Source organism: Paracoccus sp. S3-43, assembly GCF_029027965.1.
GTDB lineage: Bacteria > Pseudomonadota > Alphaproteobacteria > Rhodobacterales > Rhodobacteraceae > Paracoccus.
This window is the reverse complement of record NZ_CP119082.1, coordinates 2,560,241-2,584,272: the sequence shown is the minus strand read 5'-3', so window position 1 is coordinate 2,584,272 and position 24,032 is coordinate 2,560,241. Positions and strand designations below refer to the sequence as shown.

At 66.5% G+C, this 24,032-nt stretch carries 23 protein-coding genes and 1 tRNA gene; 13 read left to right on the top strand and 11 right to left on the bottom strand.

From position 1 onward, the window contains the following. Positions 1-38 precede the first annotated feature (38 nt). Positions 39-599, bottom strand: a complete 561-nt coding sequence (locus PXD02_RS13355; protein WP_275104332.1) for an MOSC domain-containing protein — start codon at positions 597-599, stop codon at positions 39-41. A gap of 77 nt (positions 600-676) precedes the next feature. Further along, positions 677-1,240 carry an elongation factor P gene (efp, locus tag PXD02_RS13350; protein WP_275104331.1) on the bottom strand — a complete coding sequence of 188 codons (564 nt, stop codon included), beginning with the start codon at positions 1,238-1,240 and terminating at the stop codon, positions 677-679. Between the two features lie 351 nt (positions 1,241-1,591). Here efp and PXD02_RS13345 point away from each other — a divergent pair, with 351 nt between their 5' ends. Then, positions 1,592-1,918: a DUF6280 family protein gene (locus tag PXD02_RS13345; protein WP_042251710.1), complete on the top strand. Its 327-nt coding sequence runs from the start codon at positions 1,592-1,594 to the stop codon at positions 1,916-1,918. An 82-nt stretch (positions 1,919-2,000) separates the two neighbouring features. Here the strand turns inward: PXD02_RS13345 and PXD02_RS13340 are convergent, their stop codons facing one another. The 3 genes from PXD02_RS13340 to PXD02_RS13330 form a co-directional block, all read right to left on the bottom strand. Beyond that, a complete protein-coding gene (locus tag PXD02_RS13340; RefSeq protein WP_275104330.1) occupies positions 2,001-4,025 on the bottom strand; it encodes a TonB-dependent receptor domain-containing protein in 2,025 nt (674 codons plus the stop codon). A gap of 155 nt (positions 4,026-4,180) precedes the next feature. Further along, the gene (locus tag PXD02_RS13335; RefSeq protein ID WP_275104329.1) at positions 4,181-5,134 is read right to left on the bottom strand and encodes a 1-phosphofructokinase family hexose kinase; all 954 of its coding nucleotides are present in this window, start codon (positions 5,132-5,134) and stop codon (positions 4,181-4,183) included. Then, complete coding sequence (locus PXD02_RS13330; RefSeq protein WP_126153321.1) at positions 5,131-5,538, bottom strand: metallopeptidase family protein; 408 nt, start codon at positions 5,536-5,538, stop codon at positions 5,131-5,133. The genes PXD02_RS13335 and PXD02_RS13330 overlap by 4 nt, the downstream gene beginning before the upstream one ends. A gap of 78 nt (positions 5,539-5,616) precedes the next feature. Between PXD02_RS13330 and gltX the strand changes: the two genes are divergently transcribed. The 3 genes from gltX to PXD02_RS13315 all read left to right on the top strand — a co-directional run bounded on the left by gltX (position 5,617) and on the right by PXD02_RS13315 (position 7,707). Then, positions 5,617-6,942, top strand: coding sequence for a glutamate--tRNA ligase (gene gltX / locus PXD02_RS13325; protein ID WP_275104328.1), 1,326 nt, complete (start codon positions 5,617-5,619; stop codon positions 6,940-6,942). A gap of 69 nt (positions 6,943-7,011) precedes the next feature. After that, positions 7,012-7,560 (top strand): DUF1003 domain-containing protein, encoded by a 549-nt coding sequence (locus tag PXD02_RS13320; protein WP_275104327.1) that lies wholly within the window; start codon positions 7,012-7,014, stop codon positions 7,558-7,560. A gap of 70 nt (positions 7,561-7,630) precedes the next feature. Further along, positions 7,631-7,707, top strand: a tRNA-Met gene (locus PXD02_RS13315). Positions 7,708-7,748: 41 nt separating this feature from the next. On the opposite strand, the gene PXD02_RS13310 is transcribed toward PXD02_RS13315, so the two are convergent. Further along, on the bottom strand, positions 7,749-7,991 hold the full coding sequence (locus tag PXD02_RS13310) for a hypothetical protein (RefSeq protein ID WP_275104326.1): 243 nt from the start codon (positions 7,989-7,991) through the stop codon (positions 7,749-7,751). Positions 7,992-8,082: 91 nt separating this feature from the next. Next, a complete protein-coding gene (gene iscR / locus PXD02_RS13305) occupies positions 8,083-8,541 on the bottom strand; it encodes a Fe-S cluster assembly transcriptional regulator IscR (RefSeq protein ID WP_275104325.1) in 459 nt (152 codons plus the stop codon). Positions 8,542-8,707: 166 nt separating this feature from the next. Between iscR and PXD02_RS13300 the strand changes: the two genes are divergently transcribed. The 8 genes from PXD02_RS13300 (at position 8,708) to folE2 (ending at position 18,818) form a co-directional block, all read left to right on the top strand. After that, complete coding sequence (locus PXD02_RS13300; RefSeq protein WP_275104324.1) at positions 8,708-9,370, top strand: alpha/beta hydrolase; 663 nt, start codon at positions 8,708-8,710, stop codon at positions 9,368-9,370. Between the two features lie 6 nt (positions 9,371-9,376). After that, positions 9,377-10,504, top strand: coding sequence for an HD domain-containing protein (locus PXD02_RS13295; protein ID WP_275104323.1), 1,128 nt, complete (start codon positions 9,377-9,379; stop codon positions 10,502-10,504). A 164-nt stretch (positions 10,505-10,668) separates the two neighbouring features. Further along, positions 10,669-11,880, top strand: coding sequence for an NADP-dependent isocitrate dehydrogenase (locus PXD02_RS13290; protein ID WP_275104322.1), 1,212 nt, complete (start codon positions 10,669-10,671; stop codon positions 11,878-11,880). A gap of 193 nt (positions 11,881-12,073) precedes the next feature. Further along, positions 12,074-12,742 carry a phosphoribosylformylglycinamidine synthase subunit PurQ gene (gene purQ / locus PXD02_RS13285; RefSeq protein WP_275104321.1) on the top strand — a complete coding sequence of 223 codons (669 nt, stop codon included), beginning with the start codon at positions 12,074-12,076 and terminating at the stop codon, positions 12,740-12,742. Between the two features lie 63 nt (positions 12,743-12,805). Next, positions 12,806-14,584: a sensor histidine kinase gene (locus PXD02_RS13280; protein WP_275104320.1), complete on the top strand. Its 1,779-nt coding sequence runs from the start codon at positions 12,806-12,808 to the stop codon at positions 14,582-14,584. A gap of 22 nt (positions 14,585-14,606) precedes the next feature. Then, positions 14,607-15,932, top strand: a complete 1,326-nt coding sequence (locus PXD02_RS13275; RefSeq protein WP_275104319.1) for a sigma-54-dependent transcriptional regulator — start codon at positions 14,607-14,609, stop codon at positions 15,930-15,932. Between the two features lie 620 nt (positions 15,933-16,552). Beyond that, positions 16,553-17,740: an O-succinylhomoserine sulfhydrylase gene (gene metZ / locus PXD02_RS13270; RefSeq protein WP_275104318.1), complete on the top strand. Its 1,188-nt coding sequence runs from the start codon at positions 16,553-16,555 to the stop codon at positions 17,738-17,740. Positions 17,741-17,840: 100 nt separating this feature from the next. Further along, complete coding sequence (folE2, locus tag PXD02_RS13265) at positions 17,841-18,818, top strand: GTP cyclohydrolase FolE2 (protein WP_275104317.1); 978 nt, start codon at positions 17,841-17,843, stop codon at positions 18,816-18,818. 79 nt (positions 18,819-18,897) lie between these two features. On the opposite strand, the gene PXD02_RS13260 is transcribed toward folE2, so the two are convergent. The 4 genes from PXD02_RS13260 to PXD02_RS13245 are packed head-to-tail and all read right to left on the bottom strand — an operon-like array spanning position 18,898 to position 23,028. Continuing rightward, entirely contained in the window at positions 18,898-21,225 is a 2,328-nt protein-coding gene (locus PXD02_RS13260) for an aldehyde dehydrogenase family protein (RefSeq protein ID WP_275104316.1), read from the bottom strand. A gap of 7 nt (positions 21,226-21,232) precedes the next feature. Then, complete coding sequence (gene deoC, locus PXD02_RS13255) at positions 21,233-22,174, bottom strand: deoxyribose-phosphate aldolase (protein ID WP_275104315.1); 942 nt, start codon at positions 22,172-22,174, stop codon at positions 21,233-21,235. Continuing rightward, the gene (locus tag PXD02_RS13250) at positions 22,171-22,734 is read right to left on the bottom strand and encodes a DUF1523 family protein (protein WP_275104314.1); all 564 of its coding nucleotides are present in this window, start codon (positions 22,732-22,734) and stop codon (positions 22,171-22,173) included. Before PXD02_RS13250 ends, deoC begins: the two co-directional genes overlap by 4 nt. 12 nt (positions 22,735-22,746) lie before the next feature. After that, a complete protein-coding gene (locus tag PXD02_RS13245) occupies positions 22,747-23,028 on the bottom strand; it encodes a hypothetical protein (protein ID WP_275104313.1) in 282 nt (93 codons plus the stop codon). A gap of 77 nt (positions 23,029-23,105) precedes the next feature. Between PXD02_RS13245 and PXD02_RS13240 the strand changes: the two genes are divergently transcribed. After that, positions 23,106-24,029 (top strand): cation diffusion facilitator family transporter, encoded by a 924-nt coding sequence (locus PXD02_RS13240; RefSeq protein WP_275104312.1) that lies wholly within the window; start codon positions 23,106-23,108, stop codon positions 24,027-24,029. Positions 24,030-24,032: the final 3 nt, after the last annotated feature.

The window sequence follows — 24,032 nt, the reverse complement described above, 5'->3', positions numbered from 1 at the left end:
CTTGAACTGGCAAGCAAGCTGGTGCGGCTTTCGGCCGATTAGCCCAGCTTGCGGATCGGATCGCCCAAGCGCACCTCCCCGTCCTGCTCGATCGAACACAGGATCCCCCGCAGGCGCAGTTCCGGGTGGCCGGGGGCGGTGATCCAGTCCTTGGCCGACTGGCCATAGCGGACCTTCCATTTCACGCAGGCGTCGTTGAAGACGTCCGACACGCGCAGAACCGCAGTTCCGGCTTGCAGAAGCGTGCCGACCGGCAGGTTCGCCTCGCTGGTATCAAGATCGCAGACCATGGTGTCGCCAGGATGGGGCGTGCCTTCGCGGTCCAGCCAGACGGCGTCCATCACCCGGCGCGGCAGGATCGAGACCTGGATGCGCGGGTCGGGCGATCCGTCCGTCAGCTTCAGCCAGGGGGCCTTCAGCCAGCGTTCGCCGGGAATGCCGTGGCCGCGCGTCAGGGTCAGGCTGTCGGGAAAGGTCCGCTGGTTGAAGCCGGGCCGGAAGCACAGCCATTCGACCCGCGCATCGTCCTTGGGCGCGGCCAGGACATGGGGCAGGGCGCGGGCCAGATCCTCGGCCGTGGCGTGGGTGGCGGTCGCCATCGGCGGTTCGTCCCGGACAGGAAGACGCCCCGGACCGGCCGGGACGCCAAGGGTAGCGGGGGGGGCAGCGGGGGGCGTCAGGCCCGTTCGCTGTATTCGAAGACCTCGGTGTTGACGATGATCTTCTCGCCCTCGCCGACGAAGGGCGGGATCATGATGCGCACGCCGTTGTCCAGGATCGCGGGCTTGTAGCTGTTGGCGGCGGTCTGGCCCTTCACCACCGGCTCGGTTTCCGACACGGTGCAGGTGACCTTCTGCGGGATCGACACCGACAGCGCCTCGTCGCCGTAATATTCGATGGTGGCGGTCATGCCGTCCTGCAGGAAGGGCCGGCGGTCGCCCAGCAGGTCGGCGTCCAGTTCGGTCTGCTCGAAGGTCTCGCTGTCCATGAAGACCAGCTTGCCGTCGGATTCGTACAGGAACTGCTGGTCCTTCTGTTCCAGCCGGACCTGTTCCACCTTGTCCTCGGACCGGAAGCGTTCGTTCAGCTTGCGGCCGTCGCGCAGGTTCTTCAACTCGACTTGGGCGAAGGCGCCGCCCTTGCCGGGCTTGACATGGCTGACCTTCACGGCGGCCCACAGGCCCCCGTCATGTTCCAGCACGTTGCCGGGGCGGATTTCGTTGCCGTTGATCTTGGGCATGGAAAACTCTTTGAGGTTCGGGAAATTCCCGCCGTCCGTCGTTGAACGGCGCTGTGCGGCCCCTATATCGGTCCCTTGGGAGGGAGGCAACCAAAACGGTTTTGCGGTGTTGTCAAGGCACAGACCTGGGCGGAACGGTGCCAATCGCAAGCTGCAAAGGCAGATTTCACCTGATTTTTACACGACATGCATTATGTGCATGGGTGATATGCGGCCAGGGGAATATCGAATCGGCGTCGTTCCGCGCTAAGCAGCGACACCGTCAAAGAAACGGAAACAAGAATGATGGGTCGGCATCACGCCCCCCACGCGGCTGCTTTACTGTTGCAGCCTTGAATATGGACGAATGGTATGCGCGATTTTGTCGACGGATCGGCTTTCAATTTTGAGCAGGGACAACGGGCCCGCAAGCTTTTTGCCGCGGTTGTGTTGGCGGCGCTTGATGATGCTATTGCAGACGACAAGAAATATGGCAACGGGCCGGAACAGATCGCCCGCTGGGCGCGGTCGCGCGACGGGCGCGAGGTTCTGTCCTGCGCGGGCATCGACCCGAACGAACGTGTCGTGAAGGGGCTGATGGAGTTCGTGTCCAAGGGCGTGCGCACCTCGGTCGCGCTGTCGCGCGAGGAAAGCGAACGCCGCATGGCCGCCGAGGCCGAGGAAGCCGAAGCCGCCTGACGGTCCTTTCGCGTCCTCTGACCTTTCGCGTCCTGTGAAAAAGCCGCCCATCGGGCGGCTTTTCCGTTTTCGGATGGGGCGATCAGAAGCTTTTGGCCAGCGTCAGCTTGATGTTGCGGCCGGGTGCCTTCCGGGTCGCCAGCCAGGGCTGATAATCCTTGTCGAACAGGTTCTCGATCCCCACGCGCAGTTCGGCGCCCTCCAGCACCCCGGTCTGCGGGCGATAGGTGGCGCGCAGGTTGTGGATCGTATGGCCCGCCTCCTCCTCAGCATCGTCGTTCACCCGGTCCATGCGGGCCGCGGCGACGGCTTCCCAGCTGAGATCCAGCTCTTCGGTCACATGCTGACCCAGGGTCAGGCGCAGCCGGTCGGCGGGCGCATAGGCCCAGTATTCCGAGGCGCCGGCTTTCGTCCATGCGTCGCCTTCGGTCCAGGTCGCGTTCAGGTCCACATAAAGACCGCCGGCCATGCTGTAGGCGGTCTCGACCTCCAGCCCCTTCGTCTCGACCGCGCCGATGCCGGAATAGGATGTCACGTCCCAGACATCGGTCTGGAACAGGTTGGCCTTCAGCGCCAGCCGGTCGCCGCCGCCCAGCAGATCCTGGCCGTCATAGGACGCGCCCAGTTCCCAGGTCCGTGCCTTCTGCGGCTGCCTCATGTACTGCGCATTGTCGAAGTCATCCAGGATCGGCAGGTTCTCGGTATAGGCCGCGCTGCCGAAGACCGCGAGGCCGTTGCCGAAGGCATAGCGCAGCGACAGCCCGCCCATCGCCGCGTCGTTGTCGAAGTCGGTCTGGGGGTTGGACGCCGTGTTCGCCCCGCCGTCGCGCGTCAGATCCTGCGATTCATAGCGCAGCGCGGGCGAGACGGTCAGCCCGCCCGCCGTGATGTCGTCGACCGCGAAAACCGCCCAGCGGCGATCCGTGCCGCCGGGGGCCGAGGACGCCTCGGCGCGGGTCTTGCGGACCACCTCGAACCCGGTGCGCAGGTCGTGGGAAAAGGCGCCGGTCTGGAAGGCGGCGGTGTTCTTGACGGTCAGCTTGGTCGTCTTGTAGCGGTGATCGGCATTGGCAAGCCCCAGCACGCTGCCCGCGAACATCGGCCAGGCGGGCGTCCCCTCCATCGACGAGCTTCCGGGGATATAGCTGCTGTCGATCTGCTGGTCGGCATGGCTGAGATTCGCCGTCACATGGATCAGCGGATTGTCGGGATCGTATTCGTATTCCAGGATCGCCGTCCGCGTGTCGATGTCGCGGTCCACCCGGCCGAAGGTGCTGTCGGACACCGCGAACTGGTCATAGGGCACGTCCCGTTCGGCCATCTTCGTGTCGTTCCACGACAGGGTGACAGAATGGTCGCGCGCCGCGCCGAAGCTGTATTTCCCCTTGACCAGAACCGAGGGCAGGTCGAACGGCTCGGCCCCGATGGGATCGCCCGCGCCGTCGTCCTGCGCGTCCTGCTTGCGGCGCACATACTGGGCCAGGAATTCCAGATCTTCGGTCGGCTGCCAGGCCAGGATCGAGGACGAGGTGACGCCGTCGCCGTTCGTGGTGAATTCAAAAGTCTGGCGCCCGGCCCAGCCGATCCGGCCGCCGGTGAAATCGGACGCGTCCTTGGTGCGCAGACGCACCAGGCCGCCGACCACGCCGGATCCGTATTCGAAGCTGCCGACGGTGCCGCGCCGCACCTCGACCTCTTTGTAAAGCGCCGGGTCGGTATAAAGCTGGGTGCCGATGCGATACAGTTCCTCGGACCCCTGGGTGGCGCCGTCGACCTGGATCAGCACCATCTGGTCGGTGCCATAGGTGCCGGTCGCGCCGAAGCCGCGGATGTTGATCCCCGACCCGCCGGGCGTGTTGCCGTTCATCAGCGTGACGCCGGGCACCGAATCGATCAGTTCGGCGACGGTCCCGGCCTGCCGGTCGTCGATTTCCCGCTGGTCGATGCTGGTGACGGGCGTGGCGCTGTCCGTCGCCACGTCGCGTTTGCTGTGCAGGGTGATGGCATCCAGCACCACCGGGGCGGCGGCATCCTGCGCCAGACCGGCGGCCGGAAACGCGAAAGCTGCGCCGCACATCAGCGCGGCGATTGGGGAAGGGCGTCGCAAGGCAAGCTCCTGTTCAGAAGGGGGCAGGGCTTGCGGGATGCTGGCACGAGCCATGGATCATAAGGGCAAAGGCCGGGCTGGGAAAGCGCCGCAGACCGATCCGGCGCCGCCTGTTGGCCGAAAAGCCACAGGAAGCCACAGACAACCGGGCGTTGTCAAAGCCGCGTGACGATCCGTTCGGCGTAGAAGCGGTCCGCATCGGCGGCGTGGCACAGTTCGGTCGCGGGCGTCATCACCGCGGCCGATGCCGCCGCCGCGCCCAGGGCCAGGGCTTCCCGCACCGGCCAGTCCCGCGCCATCGCCAGCACGAAGCCCGCCACGAAGCTGTCGCCCGCGCCGACCGCGCTGACCACTTTGACCCGCGCCGCCGCCGCGTGCCAGGCGCCGTCCGGCCCGGCGATGACCGATCCGTCGGCCCCGCGCGCCACGATCACCGACCGCGCCGCGCCGTCCCTGACCAGCCCCGCCGCGAAATCCGCGCTGTCCTCGCGCCGGGGCAGGGGGCGGCCCGCCAGATCCTCGGCCTCGTGGCTGTCCATGCGCAGCACGTCCACGGGGGTCGAGGATCCGGCCAGCACCCGCAAGGCCTCGCCCGAGGTATCGACCAGCAGCCGCGCCCCGCTGTTCTTCAGCCGCACGGTCAGCATCTGTTCGAACCCCGCGGGCACGCCGGGCGGGTTCGACCCGGACACGACCACCCAGCCGCCTGCCTGTGCGTTTTCGGCGATGGCCTGGGTCATGTCGGCGACATGGGCCTTGTGCCATTCCGGGCCGGGCAGGACAAAGCGGTATTGCCCGCCGGTCGCGCGATCGGTGACGGCCAGCGATTGCCGCGTCTCGCCCGGCGCGGTCAGGCGGACCAGCGACAGCCCGTCCGCTTTCAGCATGTCGGCGATGCGCGAGCCGGTCGCCCCGCCCAAGGCCACCATCGCCGTCGACTGCCCGCCCATATGCTTGATCGCGCGGCTGACATTGATGCCGCCGCCGCCCGGATCGACCACCGGCTTGTCGCAGCGCAGCTTCAGTTCCGGGCGCACCTCGTCCGCCGCCGTGGACAGATCCAGGGCCGGGTTCAGCGTGACCGTCAGGATCGGCGCCTGTTCCGTCATTCCCACCACCGGTCGATGCTGGCGATGTCGTCGTCCGACCAGCCAAAGTGATGCGCCATCTCGTGCGTGACGACATGGCCGACCAGTTCCGCCAGGGTGACATTGCCGCGCGCCGCCCATTCGTCCAGCAACGGGCGGCGATACAGCCAGATGATGTCGGGCTGGCCCGGCTGGTCGGATACCGACTTTTCCGTCACCGGAACGCCGTCATAGATGCCGGTCAGTTCGAACGGATCGTCGATCTGCAATTCGTCCAGCACGTCCTCGGGCGCGAATTCGGCCACGCGGATGGCGATGTCCTGGGCATGGGTCGCGAATTCCGGGGGCAGGGCGGCCATGGCGTCGCGCGCCATCGCCTCGATCCGGGCCGCATCGGGGGCGGTCAGGTTGTTCCAATCGGTCATCGGCCTCTCCTGCATGGTGACCCTGATATGGACAAGAATCGCTGCGTGTGAAAGAGCAAGGCGAACAGGAGACCTGCCATGACCACCACCCGCTTCGCCCCGTCGCCCACCGGCCATATCCATGTCGGCAACCTGCGGACCGCGTTGTTCAACCATCTGATCGCGCGAAAGGCGGGCGGCACCTTCATCCTGCGGTTGGACGATACCGACCAGGAACGGTCCAAGGAGGAATATGCCGACGGCATCAAGCGCGACCTGGACTGGCTGGGCCTGCACTGGGACCGCGAGGAACGCCAGTCGCTGCGCCTTGACCGCTATGCCGAGGCCGCCGATCAGCTGCGCGCGGCCGGGCGGCTTTACGAGGTGTTCGAGACCCCGGTCGAACTGGACCTGAAGCGCAAGAAGCAACTGAACATGGGCCGCCCGCCGGTCTATGACCGCGCCGGGCTGGCGCTGTCGGATGCCGACCGCGACCGCCTGCGGGCCGAGGGGCGCGAGGGATACTGGCGCTTCAAGCTGGATCAGGAACGCATCGAATGGACCGACGGCATCCTGGGCGACATCTCGATCGACGCGGCGTCCGTCAGCGACCCGGTGCTGATCCGCCATGACGGGCAGGTGCTGTATACCTTCGCCTCCTCGGTCGATGACGTGGACATGGCGGTGACGCATATCGTGCGCGGCGCGGATCACGTCACCAACACCGCGACCCAGATCCAGATCATCCGCGCGCTTGGCGGGGTGCCGCCCGCCTTCGCCCATCACAGCCTGCTGACCGGCGCGCAGGGCGAGGAGCTGTCGAAGCGCATCGGCGCCCTGTCGATCCGCGACCTGCGCGAGGCGGGCGTCGCGCCCGAGGCGCTGCTGTCGATGATGGCGCGGCTGGGCTCCAGCCAGCCGGTGGAACTGAAACTGACGCTGGACGAATTGGCCGAAGGGTTCGACCTGTCGAAATTCGGCGCCTCGCCCACGAAATTCGACGCCGAGGATCTGTGGCCGCTGACCCGCGAACGGAACCAGGCGCTGCCCTTCGAGGCGGTGCGCGACCGCATCGCGGCGCTTGGCGTGCCCGCCGATCTGGCCGAACGGTTCTGGTCGGTGGCGTCCCAGAACATTACCACACTGGACGACCTGGGCCGGTGGTGGACGATCTTCAGCCAGGGGGCCGAGCCGCAGATCGACCCCGAGGATGCCGATTTCATCGCCCAGGCCATGCCGCTGCTGCCGCCGCCGCCCTATACCGACGCGACCTGGGGCGACTGGACGGCGCGCGTGAAGGAGGCCACCGGCCGCAAGGGCAAGGGGCTGTTCATGCCGCTGCGCAAGGCCGTCACCGGCCAGGCCCATGGCCCGGACATGGCCCAGGTCATGCCGCTGTTGCAGGTGGTCAAGGCGCGCGGCTGAACCGGCGGGGCTTGCCTGATCGCCCTTGGCGATGCTTCCTGCGCGTGATCCACAGCGCAGGAGCCGATCATGCAGGACCAACACGCGACCGAGGCCGTGAAACGCTGGCTGGGCCGGGATCTCGCCTCGCTGGCCGGGACCGAGCGGCGGGTGCTGGATTATCTGGGCCAGCGCCGCACCATCAGCCGCGACACGACGGTGCCGTCCGACGACGGGCTGGGCGCGCGGCTGGCCGACCGGGTGGCCAGCTTCGGCGGTTCCTGGACCTTCATCCTCATCTTCGCGTCCTTCCTGGTCTTGTGGTGCCTGCTGAACCTGACGCTGGGCCGGGCGGGTTTCGACCCCTATCCGTTCATCTTCCTGAACCTGATCCTGTCGATGCTGGCCGCTTTCCAGGCGCCGATCATCATGATGAGCCAGAACCGGCAGGCCCAGAAGGACCGTCTGGCGGCCGTCCACGACTATGAGGTGAACCTGAAGGCCGAACTGGAAATCATGGCGCTGCACGAGAAGCTGGACCAGCTGCGCAGCGACCAGCTTGCCCATCTGATCGCCCAGCAGCAGGCCCAGCTTGACATGCTGTCCAGGGCCCTGCGCCGGCTGGAAGGGCGCGACTGACGCCGCCCGCGGATTGTCGCGAAAACCGCTTGACGCCCCCCGCGCCACCCCTTACATCGCCCCCACCCGTGGCGGAGTAGCTCAGCTGGTTAGAGCAGAGGAATCATAATCCTTGTGTCGGGGGTTCAAATCCCTCCTCCGCTACCACGGTTTTCCACCAGACCATTTCCCCGCCGCCAAGGTGCCTGTCACCGGGGTTCCGGCTGGATCCGGCGAAGGGTGATCTCGCAGCCCGCATCCTCAAGGGCGCGATAGTTTTCCAGGATCACCCGTTCGGACTTGCCGTCGATCGTCAGTTGGCCTTCGTGCGGTGCGGCGATCCGGCTTTCGTCCAGGGCCGTGTCCGCCACAAGACGCGCATAGTCGCCGCCGGTCTCGACAGTGCCGCTGATCTGTTCCAGGCCGTCCAGCGTCAGGGTGGCGTCGGTCATGTGCTTGTCCTCCATTCGAGCCGTCCAGGCACAACGGCCGAACGGCGCAAAAGGGACCAACCAGACCTGACCTGCGGGACCGTCGGTTTCCTCAGTCGTCCACCACGCTGAGGATCTGCGGCAGCGCGGGGCAGGGCAGCAGCTGGTTCCTGGCGACATCGGCCAGCGAATGGTTGTGCAGGAACACATAGACATGCGCCGACAGGCTTTCCCACAGCCGGTTCGACAGGGTCTGCGCCCGCGATCCCGACACGCCCCCCGATGCGCCCGCGCCGATATGCATGGCGCTGACGGTCTCGTCCACGGCTTCCAGGATTTCGGCGATGCGGATCGTCTCGGGCGCGCGGGCCAGGCGGTAGCCGCCGCCGGGGCCGCGCACCGAGGCGACCAGTCCGGCGCGGCGCAGGCGCACGAACAATTGTTCCAGATAGGGCAGCGAGATGTCCTGGCGGCCCGAAATCTCGGCCAGCGAGGTCAGGTCGTCCCCCCGGACCGTGGCCAGATCGACAAGCGCGATGATCGCATAGCGGCCCTTTGTGGACAGTTTCATCGGCTGGCTCCTCCTGTTGCGGCCGGGGTCGGATTGACGGCGCGCGCACTGCCGCGCTATGCCGCCGGGGCGCGTTTCTTGCGCAATCCCGACCGGCATCCCAGATAGCGGTCTAAGAGCGCCACGCAGATGCGTCAAGAAACCACCGTCATGTCGAAGGAAGACGATGCCAGAGTTGATTTTTCCCGGTCCCGAAGGCCGGCTCGAAGGCCGTTACCACCCCCAGCCCGGCAAACCCGACGCCCCCCTTGCCATCGTCCTGCATCCGCACCCGCAATATGGCGGGACGATGAACAACCGCGTCGTCTATAACCTGCACTATGCCTTTCACAAGCTGGGCTTCACCGTGATGCGGTTCAATTTCCGCGGCGTGGGGCGCAGCCAGGGCGAATTCGACCAGGGGATCGGCGAATTGTCGGATGCGGCCTCGGCGCTGGATTACCTTCAGGCGATGAATCCCAACAGCAAGCATTGCTGGGTCGCGGGCTTTTCCTTCGGCGCCTGGATCGGGATGCAGCTGCTGATGCGGCGGCCCGAAATCACCGGCTTCATCAGCATCGCCCCGCCCGCGAACATGTATGATTTCAGCTTCCTGGCGCCCTGCCCGTCGTCCGGGCTGATCGTGAACGGCACCGCCGACCGGGTGGCGCCGCCGAAGGACACCCATAGCCTGGTCGGCAAGTTGCGCGAACAGAAGGGCATCACCATCACCCACGAGGAAATCGAGGGCGCCGATCACTTCTTCCGCGACGACGAGGCGCATATGAAGCCGATGATCGACCTGGTGCAGTCCTATGTCCGCCGCCGCCTGACCGAAACCAGCCGCTGAGGCGGAATGTCCGACCGCATCGCCCGCCAGTTCGCCTTCCTGGCCGAGGCCGACCGCCTGAAGACGGTCGACCGGGCGAATGTGCTGCTGGATCTGTCGCGCCCGGAAAACAGCGCCGAACACAGCTGGCACGTCGCCTTGCAGGCGATGGTGTTCGGTGCCTCGGACCGCGCGATCCGGATGCTGCTGGTCCACGACCTGGTCGAGATCGACACCGGCGACCAGCCGATCCATCTGGATCACGACGCCGCTGTCCTGGCGACCGCCGAGGCGCGGGCGGCGGATCGCATCTTCGGCCTGTCGCCCGACCGGGACCGGCTGATGGCTCTGTGGCTGGACTTCGAGGCGGCCGCCTGCGCCGATGCGGTCATGGCCAAGCGCATGGATCACAGCCAGCCGCTGTTCCAGGTGCTGCTGGCGCCGCAGCCGCTGGCCGATCATCTGGCCATCGTCCGCGACAATATCGGGGGCGGGCGCGCCGCCCGGCTGCGGGGCGAATGGCCCGAGGCGATGGGCTGGGCCGATGCCGTGCTGGCCGGAACGCCGCCGCCCGACAGCGACCTGCACCGCCGCCTGCGTTTCCTGGCCGAGGCCGATGCGTTGAAATCCGTCCTGCGCGCCAGCCTGCTGATCGACGCTTCGCGCCGGGAAAACAGCGCCGAACACAGCTGGCATCTGGCGCTCTACGCGCTGGCCTTCGCGGATCTGGCGGGGCCGGGCGTCGATATCGGCCGGGTGATCCGCATGTTGCTGATCCACGACTTGGTCGAGATCGACGTGGGCGACGTGCCGCTGCATTCCGCCGGGGGGCTGGCGCATGGCTCCGCCCATATCCAGGCCGCCGAGGCCGAGGCCGCCCTGCGCATCTTCGGCCTTCTGCCGGGTCCGCAGGCGCGGGATTTTCTGGCGCTGTGGCAGGAATTCGAGGCCGCCGCGACGCCCGACGCGGTGTTCGCCAAGGCCCTGGACCGCTGCCAGCCGGTCATCCAGAACCTTGGGTCGGGCGGCATCGGCTGGGTGGATTATGGCGTCACCTTCGCCGATCTCGAATCGCGCGTGGGCGGCAGGATCACCTTGGGCGCGCCCGCCTTGTGGGACTGGCTGCGCCCGCGCGTGCGGGACTTCCTGGGCTGACCGTCAGCCCGCCGGGATAGGAATCCTGCGGCATCGCCAACCGCCAGCGGTCCGGGATAGGGCGATTCGCCCTTGTGAGAATTGCATACCGCTGCATACATTCTTTCCTTTCGCGGCTTTCCCGGCTATAGCGGCAGCCGAATCCAACGCCAAAGGGAATGCCCATGTCGAAGATCAAGGTAGCCAACCCCGTCGTCGAGCTTGACGGCGACGAGATGACCCGGATCATCTGGGACTTCATCAAGCAGAAGCTGATCCTGCCCTATCTGGACGTGGATCTGAAATATTACGACCTGGGCATCGAGGAACGCGACCGGACCGAGGATCAGGTCACCATCGACGCGGCCAACGCCATCAAGCAATACGGCGTCGGCGTGAAATGCGCGACCATCACCCCCGACGAACAGCGGGTCGAGGAATTCGGCCTGAAGAAGATGTGGAAATCGCCCAACGGCACGATCCGCAACATCCTGGGCGGCGTGATCTTCCGCGAGCCGATCATCTGCCAGAACGTCCCGCGCCTGGTTCCGCACTGGACCAAGCCGGTGATCGTCGGCCGCCACGCCTTCGGCGACCAGTACAAGGCCACCGATTTCCGCTTTCCCGGCAAGGGCAAGCTGACCATCAGGTTCGTCGGCGAGGATGGCGAAACCATCGAACACGACGTGTTCGACGCGCCGTCCTCGGGCGTGGCGATGGCCATGTACAACTTGGACGATTCGATCCGCGATTTCGCCCGCGCCTCGCTGAACTATGGCCTGAACCGGGGCTATCCGGTCTATCTGTCGACCAAGAACACCATCCTGAAAGCCTATGACGGCCGCTTCAAGGATCTGTTCCAGCAGGTCTTCGACGAGGAATTCGCCGACCGGTTCAAGAAGGCCGGGATCACCTATGAACACCGGCTGATCGACGACATGGTGGCGTCGAACCTGAAATGGTCGGGCGGCTATGTCTGGGCCTGCAAGAACTATGATGGCGACGTGCAGTCCGATACCGTGGCCCAGGGCTTCGGGTCGCTCGGCCTGATGACCTCGGTGCTGATGACGCCCGATGGAAAGACCGTCGAGGCCGAGGCGGCACACGGCACCGTGACGCGCCATTACCGCGAGCATCAGAAGGGCAACCAGACCTCGACCAACTCCATCGCGTCGATCTTTGCCTGGACGGGCGGCCTGAAGCACCGCGCCAAGCTGGACGACAATGCGCAACTGTTGAACTTCGCCGAGACGCTGGAGCGCGTGACCGTGCAGGCGGTCGAGGACGGCCACATGACCAAGGATCTGGCGCTGCTGGTCGGGCCGGACCAGAAATGGCTGACCACGATGGGCTATCTGGAAAAGGTCGACGAATACCTGAACAAGGCGCTGGCCTGATGGAGGGAAGCGGGCCGGGCATTCGCCCGGCCCTTTTCTTGCCTCCGGCGGGGATATTTGGACCAAAGTGAAAGGCTGCTTCACTTTGGCCCAAATATCCTGGAGGAGTCCCGCAGGGACGGGGGCAACGCCCCCTTTCTTCGGGGGCCAAGCTGCGCTATGTCCCGTGGCGATCCTCAGCAGGAGCAATCCCATGAAAGCCGCCGTCATCACCTTTCCCGGATCGAATTGCGACCGCGATCTGGCCGTGGCGCTTGACCAGGCCGGGGCGCAGGTGACGCGCGTCTGGCACAAGGACGACGCGCTGCCCGACGGCACCGATCTGGTCGCCGTGCCGGGCGGGTTTTCCTTTGGCGATTACCTGCGCTGCGGGGCCATCGCGGCGCAATCGCCGATTGCCGGGGCCTTGCGGCGCCATGCGGAACGCGGCGGCCATGTGCTGGGGATCTGCAACGGTTTCCAGGTGCTGACCGAGCTGGGCCTGCTGCCGGGCGCGCTGATGCGCAATAGCGGGCTGACCTTTCTGTGCAGGACGGCGGTGCTGGAGGTGGCGACAACCGACAGCGATTTCACCGCCGGATACGAAAAGGGCCAGCGGATCGCCATTCCCGTCGCCCATCATGACGGCAACTATCAGATCGCCCCGCAAGGGCTGGCAGCCCTGCGCGACGGGGACCGCATCGCCTTCACCTATGGCCCGGCGATCAACGGATCGGTCGCCGACATCGCCGGAGTGCTGTCCGAAAACCGCCGCGTGCTGGGAATGATGCCGCATCCCGAACGCGCCGCCGATCCGGCGCTTGGCGGGACCGATGGCGCGGCGCTGTTTCGTTCGCTGGTGGGCGGGCTTGTCAACGCCTGACTTGAGCGTCCGCGCGTCTGCGCCTAGAGTGCGGCAGTTGTGCAACATGGCCGGACATTATCGGTGATCGAGGAAAGCGAGTCAGAGCGTTGGCGCCCGCGGCTGTCCCAACCGGGCAACCCGTGGTGGCTGCGCATCGCCGTCGCGCTGATCTTCGTCGTCGCGATCGCCTCGATCTGGACCACGAATGCCTGGCTGACCGCGCGTTTTTCCGAAAACACCCGTGTCCGGTCCGAATTGCGGCTGGCGCTGTATACCGGCAACCTGTTGTCGGAATTGCAGCGCACGGCGGTGGTGCCGCTGCTGCTGGCCCGCGATCCGGCGCTGATCGGGTCGTTGAACAGCAACGATTTCTCGTCCACCTCGGCCCGGCTGATGGCGGCGCAGAAAGAGATCGGCGCGGCCTCGATCCGGCTCTTGGATGCGTCGGGGCGCACGGTGGGGTCGACCGACCGGTATCAGCTTGGCACCAACAACGTCCTGTCGCCCTTCTATGTCGAGGCGCTGCGGTCGCGGGACACGGTCTTTACCGTCGCCAACCAGGCCAGCGGCGCCCATGAGTTCACCTATTCCCGCGCGGTGGTGGCCGACGGCAAGACCTTGGGCGTGATCGTCGTCGGCGCCGACCTGTCGCGGCTGGAACGGTCCTGGGCGGGGATTTCCGACGCGGTGGCCGTCACCGACAGCGAAGGCAACATCATCCTGGCGACCGAACCGCGCTGGCGCGGCCTGACCATGCCCGAGGCGCTTGCGGTGCGCGACGCGCCCTCGGCCATCCAGCGGGCCTTCCAGGTGACGGCCGACTGGACCGCGACCCCCGTGGACGCCTATGTCCAGGGCCGCGCCGTCATGCAGGCCGAGACGCGGATCCCGTTCCGCGGCTGGCGGATGATCAGCTTTACCACCTATGCGTCCGTGCGCGAACAGGTCAACGCCGTCCTGGCGCTGGAGATCATGGGCTTCGCCATCCTGCTGGCCGGGACGTTCTATGCCCTGTCGCGCCGGGCGCGCAGCCAATCGGTCGCCTATATGCGCGAATCGGCCGATCTGCGCGCGCTGAACATGCGCCTGACCCGAGAGATCGCGGAACGCGAGCGGATGCAGAAGGAATTGCGTGTCGCCGAACAGACCGTTCAGCAAAGCTCGAAACTGGCGGCGCTTGGGGAAATGTCGGCGGGCGTCAGCCACGAACTGAACCAGCCGCTGGCCGCGATGAAGACCTATCTGGCGGGCGCGCGGCTGTTGTTGCAGCGCGGCCGGGCCGAGGAGGCGCTGTCCAGCTTCCAGCGGATCGACGACCTGATCGAACGGATGGGCGCGATCACCCGGCAGCTGAAATCCTATGCCCGCAAGGGCGGCGAGGCGGTGGAGCCGGTGGATCTGCGCGCCGCCGTCAGCAGCGCCCTGACCATGATGGAGCCGCAGTTGCGCGGCCGCACCATTCGCGTGATCCGCAACCTGCCGCGTCGACCGGTGATGGTGATGGCCGACCGCATCCGGCTGGAACAGGTGATCATCAACCTGCTGCGCAACGCCGTCGATGCCGTGCGCGAGCGTCGCGACGCGCGGATCGAGATCACCGTGGAAACCGGCGCCCATGCCTATGTGCTGGTGCGCGACAACGGGCCGGGCATTTCCGATCTGGAAAAGCTGTTCGAGCCGTTCTGGACCACCAAGAAGCCGGGCGAGGGGACGGGGCTGGGCCTTGCCATATCGTCCAGTATCATGGCCGATTTCGGTGGCCGTCTGACCGCCCATAACGAAGACGAAGGCGCCGTGTTTGCCGTCGAACTGCCGCTGTTGAAGCCAAGGCAGGACGCGCAGCCGCTGGCCGCCGAATGAATGTTCGAGAGAGGAAGACCCAATGTCCCGCAAACTGAAGATTGCGATTGTCGACGACGAACCAGACATGCGGGAATCCGTCAGCCAGTGGCTGGTCCTGTCCGGGTTCGAAACCGAAACCTATCCCAGTGCGGAAGATGCGCTGAAGGTGATCGGGGCCGACTGGCCCGGCATCGTCGTCAGCGACATCCGAATGCCCGGCATGGACGGCATCGCCTTCCTCAAGCGCCTGATGGGGCTGGATTCGGGCCTGCCGGTGATCCTGATCACCGGCCATGGCGACGTGCCCATGGCGGTCGAGGCGATGCGCCTGGGGGCCATGGATTTCATGGAAAAGCCCTTCAACCCCGACAAGATGACGGCGCTGGCCAAGAAGGCCACGCAGATGCGGCGGATGACGCTGGACAACCGCGCGCTGCGCCGCGACCTGTCCGAAGGCCAGCAGGTCATGTCCAAGCTGATCGGCGCCAGCCCGGTGATGGAACGCCTGCGCGAGGATATCCTGGATCTGGGCCAGGCCGACGGCCATGTGCTGATCGACGGAGAGACGGGGACCGGCAAGACGCTGGTGGCCCATGCGCTGCACGCCGTGGGGCCGCGCGCGTCCAAGAAATTCGTGCCCGTGTCCTGCGCCGCCTATAACGACGAGGCGCTGTCGGCCCGCCTGTTCGGCCCGCTGGAGGACGGCATCCCGGCGGTCGAGGAGGCGCGTGGCGGCACCCTGTGCCTGGAGGATATCGAGGCGCTGTCCGAACCGCTGCAAGCCCGCTTGCTGGCCTTCATCAGCGACGGCGGCACCCCTGCGGAAACCCGGATCATCGCCATTTCCAACGCCCGCGGCGAGGGCCGCAAGGCCGAGGATTCGCTGCGTCCCGACCTGTTCTATCGCCTGTCCGCGCTGAAGATCACCCTGCCGCCGCTGCGCGCGCGGGGCGAGGACATCCTGTCGCTGTTCACCCGCATGACCGAGCAATTCTCCGAGGAATACGGCTGCGAACCCCCGCAGGTCAGCGCGCAAGAGGCAGCCCAGCTTTTGCAGGCCCCCTGGCCCGGCAATATCCGCCAGCTGATCAACGTGGCCGAACGCGCCGTCTTGCAGAACCGGCGTGGGTCGGGGTCGATCGCGTCCCTTCTGATGGCGGATGGCGACGACAACCAGCAGGCCACCACGACCGAAGGAAAGCCGCTCAAGGAATATGTCGAAAGCTTCGAAAAGATGCTGATCGACAACACCATGCGCCGCCACAAGGGCAGCATCGCCGGGGTGATGGACGAATTGTGCCTGCCGCGCCGGACGCTGAACGAAAAGATGGCGAAATACGGCCTGCAACGCGGCGATTATCTGTAAAGGCGACAGCGGGGGCGGATTTCTCCGCCCCCGCTGTATCGTGCCGGGCTGTCACAAAAACAAAAAACGGAATACTCAGCCCAATTCAGACCGATCAGACGACGACCGGTCGGGACAGCAAGCGTCCTACACTACACACGTTCGCAATCCTCCAGGGAAACCGTCGCCGGATCCCGAAGGAACGCGCCGCCACACACACAATCTGGCTTGCCGTCCCGCTCTGTCAATGCCGCCCCCCGGACAAGGGGGCGATCGGAAGGGACAAGCCCGCCGGTCGGACGCGACAGGATGTCGGGATATTCGTTCGCATATTCCAACGCCATGATCGCTTCATCCTTGGCCGGGGGCCATCCATTCCTCGGCAGTCCAATCGTTGACTGCCCGATCAACTTACTTGCGGGTCACCCGCCGCTCAACCTGTCCATTTGGTCAATTGGTATGGCGTCCTTGTTACTCCTTTGCTTTTTCAGGAAAATTGCACTTACTGCAAATATGTCTGACTAAAAGGACAATTGCGCCTGTGCATCTGTGGCGGGTGGGCGAGCCGGTCCTTTCGGGCTTGGCCCTTGCGCCTCAGGGTCGGGGGCGCTAACCCGCTGGCGACAGCACAGGGGCATCTCATGGACGACCGTTCCTCCAAGGCACCTCACCCGCGCACGCAGGCCGTTCACCACGGCATCCGCCGCAGCCAGTATGGCGAGATGGCCGAGGCGATCTTTCTGACCCAGGGCTTCGTCTATGACAGCGCCGAACAGGCCGAGGAACGCTTCAAGGGCGCCGGCCCGGACGAATTCATCTATGCCCGTTATGGCAACCCCACCAGCCGCATGTTCGAGGATCGCATCGCCGCGCTGGAAGGGACCGAGGACGCCTTCGCCACCGCCAGCGGCATGGCCGCCGTCAACGGCGCGCTGTTTTCGATGGTGAAGCCCGGCGATCATGTCGTGGCCTCTCGGGCGCTGTTCGGATCTTGCCTGTATGTGCTGGACCTGCTGAAGAAATTCGGGGTCGAGGTCAGCTATGTCGACGGCACCGACCTGGACCAGTGGAAGGCCGCCCTGCGCCCCGGCACCCGCGCGGCGTTCTTCGAAACCATGTCGAACCCGACGCTGGAGGTGATCGACATTCAGGGCGTCGCCGATCTTGCCCATGCGGTGGGCGCCGTGGTCGTGGCCGACAACGTCTTTGCGACCCCGGTCTTTTCCCGCGCCGCCGAACTGGGGGCGGATGTGGTCGTCTATTCCGCGACCAAGCATATCGACGGCGGCGGGCGGGCGCTTGCGGGCGTGATCTGCGGCACCCGCCAGTTCGTGCGCGAAGTCGCCGAGCCTTACCTGAAGCATACCGGCGGCGCGATCAGCCCGTTCCACAGCTGGATCATGCTGAACGGCCTGACAACCATGGACCTGCGCGTGCGCGCCCAGGCCGACAGCGCGCAGAAGATCGCGCAGGCGCTGCAAGGCCATCCGGCCCTGACGCGCGTCATCTATCCGGGCCTGGCCGATCATCCCCAGCATGATCTGGCGATGCGCCAGATGGGCGCCGGCGGCACCATGATCGCCATCGAGGTGGCCGGCGGCAAGGAGGCCGCCTTCGCCGCCCTGAACCGGCTGGGGATCATCAGCATTTCCAACAATCTGGGCGACGCCAAGTCCATCGTCACCCATCCGGCGACGACCACTCATCAGCGCCTGTCGGACGAGGATCGCGCCCATCTGGGCATCACGCCCGGCCTGCTGCGCCTGTCCGTGGGGTTGGAACATGCCGACGATCTGATCGCCGATCTGCGCCGCGCCCTGGAGGGGTAAGGGGAACGGTCGCGCACGCGGCCCGTCCCGACGGATTCGCCCTTTGGATTTCGGCCCCCTGCCCCCATATTGTCGGCGACCGCGCCGCGAGGATACCCGCATGACCGAAGCCCGCCCCTTGATCCCCGCCTATCCGGCCCTGGCGCGCAGCTATGACGCCGATTTCCGGGTCGATGACGCCTACAAGGCCGGTCTGCCCGACCTGCAAAACGGCCCCGCCAGCCTGATCGTGGGCGCCCGCGCGCCGATCCAGCATGTCGGCATTTCCAATTTCCGCCTGCCGATCCGTTACCAGACCCGCCCCGATTCCCATGGCGAGGGCGGCGAGTTGACGCTGGAAACCAGCGTGACCGGCACCGTCAGCCTTGAGGCCGACCGCAAGGGCATCAACATGTCGCGGATCATGCGGTCCTTCTATGCCCATTCCGAACATGCCTTCAGCCTCAAGGTGCTGGAGGCCGCGCTGGACGATTACCAGGCCGATCTGGACGCCTATGACGCGCGCATCCAGATGCGGTTCTCCTATCCGATCCGGGTCGATTCGCTGCGCTCGGGCCTGTCGGGCTGGCAATATTACGACATCGCGATGGAGGTGCTGGATTTCCACGGCCAGCGGCTGCGGATCATGCATTTCGATTACGTCTATTCCTCGACCTGCCCCTGTTCGCTGGAATTGTCCGAACATGCGCGCGAAACCCGGTCGCGGCTGGCGACGCCGCATTCGCAGCGGTCCATCGCGCGGATCTCGGTGGTGATGCTGGGCCCGGAAAAGATCTGGTTCGAGGATGTGGTGGACCTGTGCCGCCGCGCGGTGCCCACGGAAACCCAGGTGATGGTCAAGCGAGAGGACGAGCAGGCCTTTGCGGAACTCAACGCCGCGAACCCGATCTTTGTCGAGGATGCGGTGCGCGCCTTTGCCCAGCAACTGCTGGCCGATCCGCGATTCGGCGATTTCCGGGTGGTGGCCAGCCACCAGGAATCGCTGCATTCGCATGATGCGGTCAGCCTGATGGTCAGCGGGCCGACCTTTGCCCAGGCATCGCTGGACCCGATGACCTTCGCGGGGCTGCGGGCTTAGGAGAGACCGCCGCCGCCGGGGGCGCTTCGCCCCCCCGACGCGCCTTGCGCGTGGGGGGGCAGACAGCCCCCGTTGCCGGTCAATAGGCCGGGCTGCCCGTCCCCTGCGGCAAGGCGCCATAGGGCAGCCAGATCGTCTTGGTCTGCCTGGCGTGACGCAGGAAGGTTTCGCTCTGCGCCCGCGGGCCGCACCAGTCGCGATGGGCGGGCGACCAGACCGGCTTCAGGTTGCCGCCCGCCGCCTTCTCCACCGTCGTCAGATCGCCGCCGATCATCCACATCGCCGCGACCTCATCATGCGCGGCCAGGGTTCTGGCCAGGTCGTCGCGCGGGCCGGTGACGATATTCACCACGCCGCCCGGCAGGTCCGAGGTGCCGAAGACCTGATAAAGATCCAGCACCGGCAGCGGATCGTCCTGCGCGGCAATCGCGACCACGCGGTTGCCCAAGGCGATGGCGGGCATCACCAGCGACATGAACGCGGCCAGCGGCTGCGCGTTCGGGCAACTGATGCCCATCACGCCGAAGACTTCGTTCACCACGTTCAGCAGATGGCCGGGCCGGGCCTGGACATTGGCGCCATCGAACTTGTCCGCCCAGGCGGCGTAATGGAAGGCGCGGGCGATGGCGGCCTGCACCTCGGCCTGACTGGTGCGGCGGGCGAATTCCTCGGTGCGGGCGGAAAGATTTTCCGCGATGTAATACAGCACCTGCGCGCGGGCATGGCCGCCCATCGCGGTCCATCTCCCGGCCTTGGCCGCCGCCTCGACCGCGTTGCGGATGTCCTTGCGGCTGCCCAGCGGCGCGAGCCCGCCCGGCACCGCATAGCTGGCACCGCCATCGGGCCGCTTCTGCGCGCCGCCGATATACAGCTTGGCGGTGCGGTCCAGACCCTCCGGCCCCGGCTGACCTGTGGTCGCGGCGACCGGCACGGTGGGGGCGGGTTCCGGCGCGGAATCGACCGCCGGTTCCGTCAGATAATCCAGCATTCCCATGCGCCCGCCTTCGCGGCCGAAGCCGCTTTCGCGATAGCCGCCGAAGGGGGCGGCGGCGTCGAACAGGTTGGCGCAGTTGATCCAGATCACGCCCGCCTTGATCCGCGCGGCCAGATCGGTCGCCACCGCAGCACTTTCCGACCAGACCGAGGCGGCCAGCCCATAGCGGGTGTTGTTCGCCAGGTCGACCGCCTCATCCGCCGTGCGGAAGGTCGACAGGGTGGCGATGGGGCCGAAGATTTCCTGCTCGAAGCCCGGATTGGCGGGGGCGATGTTCCTCAGATAGCCCGGCGCGATGAAGCAGCCGTCCTGCGCCGCGCCGCCGACCAGGTCCGCCCCGGCATCGGTGGCGGCCTTGCAGATCGACAGGATCCGGTCCTTCTGGGCGGGATCGACGATGGCGCCGACATCGGTGGACTTGTCCAGCGGCGGGCCGACGCGCAGCCGCGCCATGCGGGTCGCCAGCAGCGTCTCGAATCGGTCCGCCACCGCCTCGGCCACCAGGATGCGCGATCCGGCGCAGCAGACCTGGCCCTGATTGAACCAGATCGACTCCACCACGCCCTCGACAGCCGCGTCCAGATCGGCATCGGGCATGACCACGAAGGGCGACTTGCCGCCCAGTTCCAGCGTCAGCCGCTTGGCCGTGCCCGCCAACTGCCCGGCAATGGCGCGCCCCACCTCGGTGGATCCGGTGAAGGCGATCTTGTCCACGTCAGCGGCCACAAGCGCCGCGCCGGTCTCTCCATCGCCGGTGACGATATTCACGACGCCTGCGGGCAGGCCGATCTCTTGGCAGATTTCGGCGAAGGCAAGCGCGGTCAGCGGGGTGTATTCGGCGGGCTTCAGGACGACCGTGTTCCCCGCCGCAAGCGCGGGGGCGATCTTCCAGGCCAGCATCAGCAGCGGAAAGTTCCAGGGGATGATCTGGCCGCAGACACCCAGCGGCGCATGGCCCGGAAAGGCAGTGTCGCGCAGTTCCGCCCAGCCGGCGTGATGATAAAAATGCCGCGCCACCAGCGGCATGTCGATGTCGCGCGATTCGCGAATGGGCTTGCCGTTGTCCAGCGTCTCCAGCACCGACAGGAAGCGTTCGCGTTTCTGCACATGGCGCGCCAGGGCATAGAGATACCGCGCCCGCCCGGTCCCCGTCAGCGCCGCCCAACCCGGCTGCGCCGCGCGCGCCGCCGCGACCGCCGCCGCCACGTCATCGCCCGTGCCCTGCGTCACCTGCGCCAGAACCTCGCCCGTCGCCGGATCGCGGCTGTCGAACAGCGTGCCGGGGTCGGTGAAGGCCCCGCCGATGAAATGGCCGAAGGCGCCGCGCCGGGCCAGCCAGTCGCGCACTGCCCCGCTGTCCTCGACCGAGGGGCCGTATTCCAGTGTTTCCATCAACTCGCTCACGCTGGTCATGCGGTCCTCAGGCAATGGCTTGGCGGTAACTGGCGGCATAGCGGCCCGTCACATGGTGGCTGATCTGGCGCTCGATATCGCCCAGCAGGCTGGACGCGCCGATACGGAACAGATCCGGGCGCAGCCAGTCGCGGCCCAGCTCCTCTGCCATCAGCACCTGCCAGTTCAGCGCGTCCCTGGCCGTCCGCAGCCCTCCGGCGGGCTTGAAGCCGACCACATGGCCGGTCTGACAGCGATAGTCGCGGATCGCCCGGCACATCACCAGCGACACGGGCAGGGTGGCATTCACGCCCTCCTTCCCGGTCGAGGTCTTGATCCAGTCCGCCCCGGCCTGCATCGCCACATGGCTGGCGCGGGCGACGTTTTCCAGAGATTTCAGGTCGCCCGTCGCCAGGATCGCCTTCATCTTCGCATCGCCGCAGGCCTCGCGCATGGCCCGGATTTCGTCATACAGCGCCGCCCAGTCGCCGCGCAGCACATGGGCGCGGGTGATGACGATGTCGATCTCGTCCGCGCCCTGATCGACGGCATAGAGGATCTCGGCCAGCCGCAGGTTCAGCGGCATCAGCCCGGCCGGAAAGCCGGTCGCCACGCTGGCGACGGGCAGGCCGGAATTGCCAAGCGCGCGCTTGGCCGCGCCGACCATCGTCGGATAGACGCAGACCGCGCCGGTGGTCAGGCCGGAAACCCCCATCGCCTCCAGCAGATCGGGCGCCACAGGCCGCATCGCCTTGGCGCAAAGCCGCGCCACCCGGTCATGGGTGTCGTCGCCCGCCAGCGTCGTCAGGTCGATGCAGCGCACCGCGTTCAGCAGCCAGGCCGCCTGATGGTCCTTCTTCAGGCTGCGCCGCGCGGGCAGGGTCGCGGCGCGGCGTTCGACGGCGGGGGTGTTGATGCGGATGTCCGAAAACCCGTCCAGGCGCAGATCGGTGCCGGGATTGCGGGTCACGGCTTCCTCCGCCAAGAGAGGCCGCGTTCCTGGAACTGCGCCCACATCCGCCACAGCAGCGCCAGCAACATCAGCAAGACCACGCAGACGATGGACGCCGCCCAGTTGCGCGGGCGTTCGCCGGGATCGGCCAGCGTGTCGACGCTGATCGCATTGGGATAGGCCGACAGCCAGGGCAGCCGCCAGCCATAGGCGGTGACGCTGACCCATTGCGGGTTGTCGCGGCCCGACCGCAGGTTCGTCGCCTCGGCATGCAGATTGGCGCTGTCGTATTTGAAATAGGGCGGCCAGATCCAGCCGGTATCCTCGTTGCGATAGACGAAGACCTTGCCGTTGGGCCGCACCGTCTCGATGAAGCGCACGTCGCGCTGTCCGGCGGCGTTTTCCACCGTGCCGGCATTGTCGGACGCATAGAAGATCGCGTTCGAGGCCGTCACCGCAGTCAGGCGGTTATAGGTATTGGTGATGCGCACCGTGTTCTTGGACGGCAGCGCATAGTCCAGGAACAGGAACACCGCGATGCCGAAGATCACGCCGACCGCGACCTTGAGATAATGCATGGAAAGCGGTCCTTATTGCCAGTTGACCCAGTAGATGATGCCCATGACCGCAAGATTGGGCAGAACGAAGACCAGAAGCAACAGCCGCGATTTCAGCGTCTTGTCGAAATGGGTCATGGACCTGCGGACGAACGCGCGCCGGGCCGGGCCGTTCCCCGGCATGGCGGGGTGGCGTTCGTCCCAGATCCCTTCCAGCCTTTCGCGGCGCAGCGAGCGGATATAGACCCGCAGCAACAGATAGAACACCGTCTCGGCGATCAGCAGGAACAGGATCAGGCGGAAGAAGGTGGCCAAGGGCGCGGGGTCCGGGGTTGAGGTTTCGGCCCGACGCTAGCACCCTGGGCCGTGGCCCACCAGCGCAAGGACAGATCATGCCCACCGAACAGGACATCCTGCGGCAGTCCATCGCCGCGACCTTCGCCGTGGCGGCCATCGGCGTGGGCTTCGGCGTGCTGACCGGGTCGTCCTCGATCATCTTCGACGGGATCTATTCGCTGACCGATGCCAGCATGACGCTGCTGGCGCTGCTGGTCTCGCGGCTGATCACGCAGCAGATGTCGGAACGCCGCCAGGCGCGGCTGGTCCAGCATTTCACCATGGGCTTCTGGCATCTGGAACCGATGGTGCTGGGGCTCAGCGGGGTGATGCTGACCGGGGCGGCGGTCTATGCGCTGTTCAACGCGGTCCAAAGCCTGCTGTCGGGCGGGCGAGAACTGCAATTCGGCCAAGCCATCGTCTATGCCGTGGTGGTGGTCGCGGTGGCGGCGGGCATGGCGCTGCGCAACCACCGGGCCAACCGGCGCATCCGGTCGGGCTTCGTGGACCTGGACGCGCAGGGCTGGGCCATGTCGGCGGCGCTGACCGGGGCGCTGCTGGCGGCCTTCGTCTTCGGCTGGCTGATCCAAGGCACCGGCTGGGACTGGATGTCGCCCTTTGTCGATCCGGCGGCGCTGGCTCTGGTCAGCCTTGTGGTGATCCCGCTGCCGATCCCGACGATCCGCCGGGCCTTGGCCGATATCCTGCTGGTGACGCCCGCGGACCTCAAGCAGCATGTCGATGCCGTGGCCCGGCAGGCCGTCGCCCGGCACGGTTTCCTGGACTATCGCGCCTATGTCGCGCGGGTCGGGCGGGGCCGGCAGATCGAGTTGTTCTTCATCGTGCCCCCCGGCGAGCCGCCGCGCCGGCTGGAGCAATGGGACGCGATCCGCGACCGGATCGGAGAGGAGATCGGCGGCGAAAGCCCGGATCGCTGGCTGACCATCGCCTTCACCACCGACCTCGGCTGGGCCGAATAGGCG